Genomic DNA, 10,717 nt, shown 5'->3' with positions numbered 1-10,717 from the left:
ATCATTTATGGATAATACTTTCAAATCTGAGCAAAAACATTTAACTATGGTGCATCAAACCTTACAGCAGACGTTAAATAGTATTGATAATCAAATATCAAAAAATGCTGACAAGGCTAAAAATTTCAAAAAAAGCGCTGGTAAGGAAACAGCCTTAAATTTTGATAGTTATGCTGACAACTTAGATACATTTGCAGCAATAGAAACTATGAATAAACAAATAGATTCATTTAACAGCAAACAAACACAACTTCAAAGCACAAAATCCAGAGTAACAAGATTACTTCCAGCTCCTTATTTTGCGAGAATCGATTTAAAATATCCGGACGAAACAGAATCTATTCCCTTTTATATTGGATCTGCGGGATTTTCTCTAACCCCTGAAGAACCGATGATATTGGACTGGCGCTCACCAATTGCCGACTTATACTACAACAATAAGATAGGGCCAACAAATTACACAGCCAATAATAGAAAAATCGATGTCGATGTAGAAACACGTAGACAATTCTTATTGCATGATGATGTACTTGAAGATATTTTTGATACAGATATTGCAATTCAAGATCCACTATTAGTAAAAACTCTTCAGGAAAATAAACAAAGTAAAATGGGCTCTATAACCGCTACAATTCAAAAGGAACAAAACGTTATTATCCGTGATACTTCAAGTCAAGCATTATTAGTTAATGGCATAGCTGGTAGTGGTAAAACTTCGGTTGTCTTACAACGAATTGCTTATCTTCTGTATCGTTACAGAGATAATTTAGTCGCTGATGACGTTTTATTACTGACGCCTAATGTACTATTTACAAACTATATTAACCGGGTTCTTCCAAGTTTAGGAGAAGAATCACCGTTACAAATGACGTTCAAACAGTTAATAACCAATTTTACAAACGCAAAAGATCATTTTGAATCCAATATTAGCCACATTCAAGAACTAACCATGTCGTTAGATTATTGCCAATTTAATAAAAAATCCTTTAGAAACATCAAATTAAATGGCAAAACCATTTTTAGCCAACAAAATATAAAAAATCTCTATGATCAGACACCTAGTAATCTCGCACCAAACAAGCGAATTACCGCCTTAACTTCCATTATGAGCGGCATAATAGAAGAAAAGATTGAACAGGACTCTAAAAGCGGGAAAATTCAGGCAGAATTATCCGACTTAACCAGTTCTGAACAAGAAAAAATCTTTGGAAAGATTATTTCGCCTAATTCTGATATTGAATTCCAGAATGCTACAAAGAAAATGCTGCAATGGAAGTATCGAAACTTACTAAAACAACTCGAACAAAAGAATTGGCTAAATATTACCCAAATTGTTAAATCGATTTTAAAAGTAGATGAAACAAGTAAATTAGATTATACATTTGCCAAACTGAAACTTCTGAATTTATCCAAAAAATCTATGAAGTTTATCATGATTGATGAAATTCAAGATTATTCTATCGATCAAATTTTATTCTTAATTCTCGCTTTTCCAAAGGCCAATTGGACATTAGTTGGTGATCAATTTCAATCTATCATTGAAACTCAAAACCCGTTAGCTTTTAATAAATTAAAAGAATTATTCGAGCAGCACAATATAAAAGTCACTCAAAGGAACTTGTATACCAGCTATCGATCCAGTGGTGAAATCACCAAAGAATTCATCAAACACGGATCACCTGACTTAATTGATAAAATCAATACCATTCAAACCGGTGGTAAAAAAAGTAAATTCATTGTAAACAACAACTTAGACGTATTTATCGACAATTTAAAAGCACAAATAAAGTCACTTGATCAGACAAAACTTACTGCACTTATTACTAGTAACGCCGATTTGACTAATTTTATTAATTCCAAAATAAAACAGACAGTTATCGGTACCAGTACCGAAAAACTGCCTGAAAATGGTGTTATTATTTTTCCTCTATCATTAGCCAAAGGATTAGAGTTCGACAACGTTATAATTGCTGACATTAATTCTAACTATTATCAAAATACTAAATTTGGGGAAAATAGGATTTACACGGCCTTTTCTCGTGCTTCAAAAGAATTAATAGTCAATTCCATACTTAATATCAATTAGATTTTTTTTAGCTTAACGTTACGATATACCAAGTATGAAGTGATGGGCACTGTTAATATGACACCAATTGCACATATTAGCATCGTTACAACCTCTGCTACAACTAATTTGTCATTAACTATTTCTCCTAGATTATCATTCAATGAATGAATTAAAAAGAACAACGGAAAAGTTGTCGCAAAAAAGTTGAACAACAGTGTATTTGTCTGTGTAATCAAAATTCTATTTCCAACTGAAAATCCATCATTAAAAATCTCAGTCGGCGTAAGTGTTGGTTTATTCTCAACAATTTCATTCAATCCACTAGTAATGGCCACACTCGTTTCAGATATCACTCCCAAACTATTGACTACAATAACTGCAACAGCTAATTGAGGGAACGAAACTCCTGCAGCTAATGAAAATCCTTCTAACTCTTCCTGATCTTCAACACCCATTCCTTGAGCGCTAGCCCAATATTCTATTGGTATCGTTATTAGAATAATCACAACCATAATCAATAGCGACGTTTTAAAAGCAATATTAGCAGTACTTGGATTCTCTACATTCATAAATATAGCTACAATTAAAATAATTACTGATACAATCATTGTAGTTATTAAAACATTGAATCCATCCGCAATGAGGATTAACAAGGCCACAATTGAAATAATATTTATTCCTAGACCAAATAAGAGTGATAATCCTCGGCTTCCGGCCACTAATAACAACAAAATTACGAAAGCACCTAATAGATATAGCATTAGACTGCCCTCCTTGTAATTATTTTACTAGCAATGAAACTAGTTATTGGAACGGTTAAAACAATCCCAATTCCACTAATCAACAGTTGTGCAAAGCCTAAACTCAAAGTCATTTCAAAAGTATAATTAATTGAGTTTCCATTACTCAAATAAAGTAAAACAACATTCAAGTGCTCAGCGATTACAATAAACAGAAGAATATTTATTAGCGGTCCCACTAGCTCTCTTCCAATATTAATTCCAGATTGAAATAATGTTTTCTCCGATACATTTGAAATTTCTTTTTTCATTTCTATCAACGATGAAGATATATCCATTGTTTCATCCAAAATAACACCCAATACACTGAAGATAACCTGTGATATGAATACACTAAAATAAGGTTGTAATCCAAAGTCCGTCAGTTCCATATGAACACCACTATTGTTGGAAATACTTAATAAGAGAACACTCAATAAAATTGCGATAGTGGTTGATATAACTGTACTAGAATATGCCATTAATGCATCCGTTGTCGGCCCCAGAATTACTATCAAAGCAATTCCAGAAATCAGTAATGCCGTTATAACAGTCATGAGTAATAAGATACTATTATGTGTATTAATTAGAATTCTCATAAATCCATAATAAACTGCCAAATTCAATAGCACACTAGTTAGAAGTTTACCTCGACTAAACTGCATACAAAATAGCAGTACCAAAACGATACCAATCGTGAACACTAAAACAGTATCTCGCTTAACATCGTTAACCGAATAGTGCCTGCCAGTTTTTGTTAGCATGACTTGTTGTCCCACTCGGAACTTCTGGTCAACTAACTGTGATTGATAATATGTATTATCAACGGATATCGGTTGTCCACGTTTATCGGTATTCAAGAATTTGCCCGTAAGACGTTGTTTTACTTGAGTATCTGTATTTTTATACTCATCAGTACTTTTATTTCTTTCCAAAGTTTTCACTGATTCTACTTTTATAATTGGATCTTTGTATAGAAATGAGTCAAAGTGTGTAAAAACCGTTGCACAAATAGCAATGATAATTACTACACCTATTCGTAAATATTTTTTATTCATATCGTCACCTTAAATTATTATTTAATAATATCACTACTTAACATTATTTAGTAATATGTTTTATTTATAAAAAAATATTTGAGCCAATAGTGTAAGTATATCCCTTATTTATCAAGGCTTCTATGGTAACAAATACTCTATTTCATTGAACACAGATATGACCTTTTTAAATTAAACCGTTGACAAAGTTTAAAGTTTGAAATATGATTTTTGACATCAACTACTCAACTGAATTCAGCTGAAAAAAACTGTTAGGAGATTTTCATTATGACAAATACTATTTCTCTAAACATTGTAAATAAGCGTTGGCAAAGCCGATAATTCAGGTTGATCCGATATGGATGTGACCTGAAGAGGATCATATCCGTGTCGGCCTATTAAACTAGTTTAATTTAAAACTTAAGCCCACATGGAATTTCTAGATTAAGTCCATGTGGGATTTTTTTGTTCAAAGACAATCTCACAAGCTATGAGATTGTCTTTTTGTTTTTTATAATACTTATTATCAGGATTACGGGGGAGAAAAAAATGAAACATATGAAACGTTTATACGGAACTATTATTTTCTTATTTGTCTTTTTAATATTCGCGTTCTTCTACACAGGCCACAATGAAACGGTAGCTAAGAACAAGATTCCTAAAGTAGGTGTACTTCAATTGATGTCACATCCAGCCTTAGATCAGATCAATAAGGGACTTGACGATACTTTAAAGAAACATGGATACATCAATGGTAAAAACATCAAAATTGAATTTCAAAATGCTCAAGGGGACCAAAGTAATCTAAGAACTATCAGTAAACAATTTGTTCAAGACAATGTCGATGTTGCTGTCGGAATTGCTACTCCTTCAGTTCAATCACTAAAAAATGCAACTTCAACTATTCCTATCGTCATGGGTGCTGTTACTGATCCTAAGGGATTTGGTATCATCCCTAGCAATACTAAACCAGGCGGTAATATAACTGGTGTATCAGACCAAGCTCCACTAGATAGCCAACTCCAATTAATTAAAGATATAATGCCTGATCTCAAACATATCGGTATTATCTATACTTCAAGTGATATGTCAGCAACAACTGAAATGAAAAAAATGAAGAAGTTAGCCGCCAAGCAAGGTATGACCGTTTCGGTTTCAAGTATTAGTAACGTTAATGATTTGGAACAAGTATCCACTAGTCTTTCTCAAAAGGTACAAGCAATCTTCGTACCTACTGACAATACTGTTGCTAGTGGTATGAAATTACTATCGAGCATTGCTGCTAAACAAAATGTTCCTGTTTTTCCAGCCGCCACAACTATGGTGTCTGACGGCGGACTTGCTACATATGGATTAAGTCAATATGAACTCGGCGAACAAACTGGTGAAGATGTCGTTAAGATTCTTCGCGGCAAAGGTAAGCCAGCCACAATGCCCGTTACATTCATTAAAAAAGGCCATTTGATTTTGAACGAAAAACAAGCTCAAAAGCTTAATATTACGTTCCCAGAATCTGTCATCAAACGAGCTCAAAAAGAAGGGAAGATCATAAAATGAATCTAATAATATCAACAATCAGCCAGGGCTTCATCTGGGCTATCATGGCCATCGGCCTTTTCATCACATTTAGAATTCTCGACTTTCCTGATATGACCGTTGAAGGAAGTTTTCCATTAGGAGCTGTTACTGCGGTTATCTTCATTCAACATGGTTACTCACCTGAACTAGCTTTACTCATCGCCTTTATCTTCGGTTCACTAGCTGGTTTCGCTACAGCATTTATGTACACAAAATTACATATTCCTAGTTTACTTGCCGGGATCTTGACCATGACAGCATTATATTCAGTTAACTTACGTATTCTTGGTAAAGCTAATATGTCCTTAACAAAACCAAATAACATCTTCAACCGTTACGGATTGGATAAATTACCAGTTAACTTCAATGGCATCTTCTTAGGAATTGTCATCATCGCTATTATTACCTTTTTATTAATTATTTTCTTAAATACCGAAAAAGGCCAAGCAGTCATCGCAACAGGTGACAATGAAACCATGGCAGCCTCTATGGGTATCAACACAACTATGATGAAGTTTATCGGTATTATGGTTTCTAACGGTATCGTCGCTTTAACAGGTGGTCTCATTGCACAGCAAAACGGATTTGCCGACGTCAACATGGGTATTGGTTCTATCGTTATAGGTTTATCAGCCATTATTATCGGTGAAGTTATCTACCCAGATGTTTCACTCAGTGCCAGACTCATTACAATCGTAATTGGTTCTATTGTTTACCGCTTGATCTTGATGATCGTCCTACAATTAGGATTCAATACAAATGATTTGAAATTAATTTCAGCTATCATCCTTGCATTATGTCTTGCATTACCTACAATTAGAGCACAATTTTTCAGAGTTTTTAGAAACGGGGTCAAAAGTAAATGAAATCATTATTAGAAATAGACAATGCCGTTAAAACTATCTACAATGACAATCAAGAATTGAATATTCTCGATGGCATTAATTTATCAATCAAACCACAAGACTTCATAGTAGTTCTAGGTACTAATGGTGCCGGTAAATCAACATTACTAGACGCTATTACGGGTGCAAATACGTTGACGTCAGGCAAGATATTACTTAACAACGATGATATTACTTCTACAAATCTTGCTAAAAGAAGCCGTTATATAAGTCGTGTTTACCAAGACCCAAAGTTGGGGACATCACCACGAATGACAGTCGCCGAAAACTTATTATTAGCTAAACGTCGTGGACTCCCTAGACGATTAAGATTACGTAAACTAAATGATCACATGAAGGAATTTGAATCATTTACAAAAGACTTACCCACCCTAGATAACCGTTTAAATACATTCACCGAAAAGCTATCTGGTGGTCAAAGACAAACACTCAGTTTCTTAATGGCAATCATCCAAAGACCTGAATTACTATTACTAGATGAGCATACTGCTGCACTCGATCCACAAACTAGTCAAGAGTTAATGGAACTAACTAACAAAGTCATTCAAGAAAAGAAGCTAACTTGCTTAATGGTCACACATAATTTAACTGAAGCCGTTAAATACGGTAATAGATTGATCGTTCTAAAGAAAGGTAAAATCGTCTTAGATCTTGATAGTGAAGCAAAAGCTAAACTTAAAGAAGAAGATCTACTCGAATATTTCTAAAATATTTACAGAAAAAGGCAAACAAAATTACTTATATCAGTCGTAATAAGGGTAGTACTAAACATTAGAAAAACTTTAGTGTTATAGTGAAAAGTGTATTAGCTACACACTTATTACCATAAAAATATGAAAGTCGTGTATTTTAATACTCGGCTTTTTTGTGTAGTTTACATTATTTTCAATCAAATTTTCTTAAGTTCCAAATAATATAGAGGTGGTTAAATGCGAGAAGAAAATGAGATACTCAATGAAAATAAACTACAAGTTATAAATACTCAGTCAGATCGCCATTTAAAACGTATCGCTAAAATTGCTACGTTAGGTGGTCTACTATTCGGATTTGATACTGGTGTTATCAATGGAGCCATTGATTATATGGCAAGTCCTAAGGAGTTGAATCTATCTCCTTCTAACGAAGGACTAGTTACCAGTAGTGTAACCTTAGGTGCCGCATTCGGGGCTATTATCTCTGGTCACTTATCAGATAAAGCTGGTAGAAAACGTCTAATTATTGCACTATCAATTCTCTTTTTTGTAGGAACTCTTGGATGCGCCTTATCACCTAATGTTACATCTATTATTTTATTTAGAATTTTAGTTGGATTAGGTGTCGGCGGTGCATCTGTAGTTGTTCCCACTTACTTGTCAGAAATATCCACAACTGAACTTCGTGGACAAATGGTCACCCAAAATGAATTAATGATCGTTGGTGGACAATTATTGGCATTCGTAATTAACGCCCTACTAGGAACCTTTGTCCATGTTCCACACATTTGGCGCTATATGCTGGGATTCGGAATGGTTCCAGCCACCGCACTTTTTATCGGAATGCAATTTGCACCAGAATCACCACGTTGGCTAGTTATGATGGGTAAAGACAAACTGGCAAAAAAGGTTCTATCAAAAATCAGAAGAAAAAGTTCAGATAGTGATCGTGAAATACAAACTGTTCATTCAATAATGAAATTAAATAATAAAAAAGTTCAACCCGTTAAAGAACTAAAGAAACCATGGATACGCAGATTAGTCTTCATTGGTGCTGGTTTAGGAATAATGGAACAATTCATGGGTATAAATATAATGATGTATTACGGTACTACTATCCTCACCAATGCTGGATTCACTAAGAGCGCATCATTAATCGCTAATATCGGTAACGGTATTGTAGCTGTTGTCGTTACAATAATTGGTATGCGCCTTATTAACAAGGTAAGTCGACGTAAATATATGCTGACAGGAATAGCAGGTACGACCGTCTCATTGATTGCTTTGGTAGCTATGACTAAGATATTAAGCAGAGCCGTACTTCCATATGGCGTAATTCTTTGTTTAATGACATTTTTGGCATGTTACCAAGGATCCGTTGCACCAATAGTTTGGGTCTTGTTATCAGAAATATTCCCACAGAGTATTAGAGGATTTGGAATGGGATTGGCAACATTCTTCTTATGGATGTCAAATTTCATCGTCGGATATATCTTTCCAATTATGATTTCAGGTTTAGGAATTGGCAAAACCTTTATTGTGTTTGCTGCATTCAACGTACTTGCATGGATATTTGCTTACGCATGTGTCCCTGAAACACAAGGTTTAACGCTTGAACAAATACAACGAAAATTCATTACGAAATAAAGTAAAGTAGTTGTGACATAACTAAATTTGTAGCGTAAACGCGCAAAAAAGCACAACTTCTTCCGTTTAAATATTAATACCCCCGCATTTACTGACGTAAATACGGGGGCATTCTAGGTTATACTCAGAAATTAAACGTACTTTACCACATTCTCTAATTTAAATCTGATCAAAAGCTTGTTTGAGATCACCAATGAGGTCTTCTGAATCTTCAATACCAACTGACAATCTGACTAATTCATCTTTGATACCATTCTGTAAACGAATCTCACGTGGAATAGCAGCATGCGTCATAACGGCGGGAACCTCAATCAAACTTTCAATTCCACCAAGACTCTCTGCTAAGTCTACTAATTTTAAACTTTCAACAAACTTCTTAGGATCAAGTCCTGGTTGCAACTCAAATGAAATCATAGCGCCAAATGTACGCATTTGTTTCTTGGCAATTTCATAACCAACTGATTCTGGATTACCAGGGTAATAAATCTTAGATACCTTGTCATTATTATCAAGATAATCATAAACTAATCTTGCATTATCAGCATGGACACGCATACGAACTCCAAGAGTCTTGATTCCACGCATCAATAACCAACTATCATCAGGTCCTAGAACACTACCAATCGAATTCTGTAAAAATGCCAAGTCTTCAGCTATTTTCTCATCACTTGTAACAGCTAATCCAACAACAACATCACTATGTCCACCAAGATACTTAGTAGCACTGTGAACCACCACATCCGCTCCTAAGGTCAATGGATTTTGATTGTATGGTGTAGCAAAAGTATTATCAACAATTGTCTCTAAATTATGTTTCTTAGCAATTTTAGAAATACCTTCGACATCAGTAATCTTTAACAAAGGATTCGTAGGAGTTTCTAAATAAATTGCTTTAGTATTATCTTGAATAGCCTTTTCAACCGCATCAAAATCACGTGTATCAACCGATGTGAACTCCATACCAAATCGTTTGAGAACTTTGTTTATCAAGCGGAATGTTCCACCATAGACATCATTTCCAACAACGATATGGTCTCCAGCTGAAAACGTTGAAAATACCGCATGGATGGCCGCCGAACCAGATGCAAAAGCAAAGCCGTACTTACCATTTTCAATTTGGGCAATCAACTTTTCTAGTGAAGCACGTGTAGGATTACCAGTACGTCCATATTCCCACTTTGGATTGGCACCCAATTCGTGTTGATGGAACGTTGAAGAACGATAGATAGGTGTTGAGACAGCTCCTGTTGTAGGATCTTCACTGAAACCGCCGTGAATAAGTTTTGTATTAAATTTCATAGTATTAATTCTCCCCCTCTAAAATCATTTCTAGGATATAAAAAAAGGTGCAGATAAATTTATCTGCACCTTACGCGATTATCCTTAAACTTGAGTCAATCAATGATGATTAGCAACTCAAACTAGTGGATCGCGTAAGATGCGAACCACAACAACAACTGTTATTTGTTTGAGTATAGGCTAAAAACATATTGTATGACCTCCCGTTTGGTTTATGGTTATGAGAATATGCTTGAATTTGATTTTTGTCAAATTTCTTTTATCGTTATAACGCTTAATTCTAATCCGATAATTTATCTATTACTTGTCTTAAAGCATTTTTAAAAACGGATTTATTTTTATCCCCCATTGCTGCTATCATATTTTGTTCGGCATGATCAAAATATTCACATATCTTTTTAGATAAGATATGTGATTTAGGCGTAAGAATAATTCTTTTCAGTCTGGCATCCTTTTTCATAGGTACTCGAACAATCAAGTCACGTTCTTCCATCAACTTTAGAGCACTAGTGGCAGTAGCTCGACGAATATTAAATTCACTTTCAACGTCTTTTTGAAAAATATCTTTTTTGTTTTCTTCACGTGATACATAGTCAATAATACTTATTTGCACGCTCGTCAATCCAAGTGTTTGTGCAAACTTATCCGCATCCCTATTAACCGCATTATTAGCTTTTTTAATCAATATTCCCAATGATCTATCCATGATCTT

General features: G+C 34.5%; 9 protein-coding genes. 5 read left to right on the top strand and 4 right to left on the bottom strand.

Features of this window, described 5'->3' with window-relative positions; translation table 11 throughout:
- Positions 1-7 precede the first annotated feature (7 nt).
- Positions 8-2,086 (top strand): HelD family protein, encoded by a 2,079-nt coding sequence (locus EKM79_RS06825; RefSeq protein ID WP_125567213.1) that lies wholly within the window; start codon positions 8-10, stop codon positions 2,084-2,086.
- On the opposite strand, the gene EKM79_RS06820 is transcribed toward EKM79_RS06825, so the two are convergent.
- The gene (locus EKM79_RS06820) at positions 2,083-2,829 is read right to left on the bottom strand and encodes a YibE/F family protein (RefSeq protein ID WP_125567211.1); all 747 of its coding nucleotides are present in this window, start codon (positions 2,827-2,829) and stop codon (positions 2,083-2,085) included. The genes EKM79_RS06825 and EKM79_RS06820 overlap by 4 nt on opposite strands.
- Positions 2,829-3,905, bottom strand: coding sequence for a YibE/F family protein (locus tag EKM79_RS06815; protein WP_125567209.1), 1,077 nt, complete (start codon positions 3,903-3,905; stop codon positions 2,829-2,831). The genes EKM79_RS06820 and EKM79_RS06815 overlap by 1 nt, the downstream gene beginning before the upstream one ends.
- Before the next feature lie 537 nt (positions 3,906-4,442).
- Here EKM79_RS06815 and trpX point away from each other — a divergent pair.
- The 4 genes from trpX (at position 4,443) to EKM79_RS06795 (ending at position 8,706) form a co-directional block, all read left to right on the top strand.
- Positions 4,443-5,441 carry a tryptophan ABC transporter substrate-binding protein gene (gene trpX, locus EKM79_RS06810; protein WP_164506031.1) on the top strand — a complete coding sequence of 333 codons (999 nt, stop codon included), beginning with the start codon at positions 4,443-4,445 and terminating at the stop codon, positions 5,439-5,441.
- Positions 5,438-6,328: an ABC transporter permease gene (locus EKM79_RS06805; protein ID WP_125567205.1), complete on the top strand. Its 891-nt coding sequence runs from the start codon at positions 5,438-5,440 to the stop codon at positions 6,326-6,328. Before trpX ends, EKM79_RS06805 begins: the two co-directional genes overlap by 4 nt.
- Entirely contained in the window at positions 6,325-7,074 is a 750-nt protein-coding gene (locus tag EKM79_RS06800; protein ID WP_125567203.1) for an ABC transporter ATP-binding protein, read from the top strand. Before EKM79_RS06805 ends, EKM79_RS06800 begins: the two co-directional genes overlap by 4 nt.
- A gap of 222 nt (positions 7,075-7,296) precedes the next feature.
- Positions 7,297-8,706, top strand: a complete 1,410-nt coding sequence (locus EKM79_RS06795) for a sugar porter family MFS transporter (protein ID WP_125567201.1) — start codon at positions 7,297-7,299, stop codon at positions 8,704-8,706.
- Between the two features lie 159 nt (positions 8,707-8,865).
- Here the strand turns inward: EKM79_RS06795 and EKM79_RS06790 are convergent, their stop codons facing one another.
- A complete protein-coding gene (locus tag EKM79_RS06790) occupies positions 8,866-10,005 on the bottom strand; it encodes a trans-sulfuration enzyme family protein (protein ID WP_125567199.1) in 1,140 nt (379 codons plus the stop codon).
- Positions 10,006-10,285: 280 nt separating this feature from the next.
- Entirely contained in the window at positions 10,286-10,711 is a 426-nt protein-coding gene (locus EKM79_RS06785; RefSeq protein WP_125567197.1) for a MarR family winged helix-turn-helix transcriptional regulator, read from the bottom strand.
- Positions 10,712-10,717: the final 6 nt, after the last annotated feature.

It is taken from the genome of Companilactobacillus insicii (assembly GCF_003946015.1).
Lineage (GTDB): Bacteria > Bacillota > Bacilli > Lactobacillales > Lactobacillaceae > Companilactobacillus > Companilactobacillus insicii.
Note: the sequence above shows the minus strand (reverse complement) of the source record. Positions and strands in the feature narration are given on the sequence as shown.

Bases quoted from the DNA above. Each gene is read 5' to 3' on its own strand.
- EKM79_RS06825 (WP_125567213.1), top strand. From the start codon at position 8: ATGGATAATACTTTCAAATCTGAGCAAAAACATTTAACTATGGTGCAT.
- EKM79_RS06820 (WP_125567211.1), bottom strand. From the start codon at position 2,829: ATGCTATATCTATTAGGTGCTTTCGTAATTTTGTTGTTATTAGTGGCC.
- EKM79_RS06800 (WP_125567203.1), top strand. From the start codon at position 6,325: ATGAAATCATTATTAGAAATAGACAATGCCGTTAAAACTATCTACAAT.
- EKM79_RS06785 (WP_125567197.1), bottom strand. From the start codon at position 10,711: ATGGATAGATCATTGGGAATATTGATTAAAAAAGCTAATAATGCGGTT.
- EKM79_RS06795 (WP_125567201.1), top strand. From the start codon at position 7,297: ATGCGAGAAGAAAATGAGATACTCAATGAAAATAAACTACAAGTTATA.
- trpX (WP_164506031.1), top strand. From the start codon at position 4,443: ATGAAACGTTTATACGGAACTATTATTTTCTTATTTGTCTTTTTAATA.
- EKM79_RS06790 (WP_125567199.1), bottom strand. From the start codon at position 10,005: ATGAAATTTAATACAAAACTTATTCACGGCGGTTTCAGTGAAGATCCT.
- EKM79_RS06805 (WP_125567205.1), top strand. From the start codon at position 5,438: ATGAATCTAATAATATCAACAATCAGCCAGGGCTTCATCTGGGCTATC.
- EKM79_RS06815 (WP_125567209.1), bottom strand. From the start codon at position 3,905: ATGAATAAAAAATATTTACGAATAGGTGTAGTAATTATCATTGCTATT.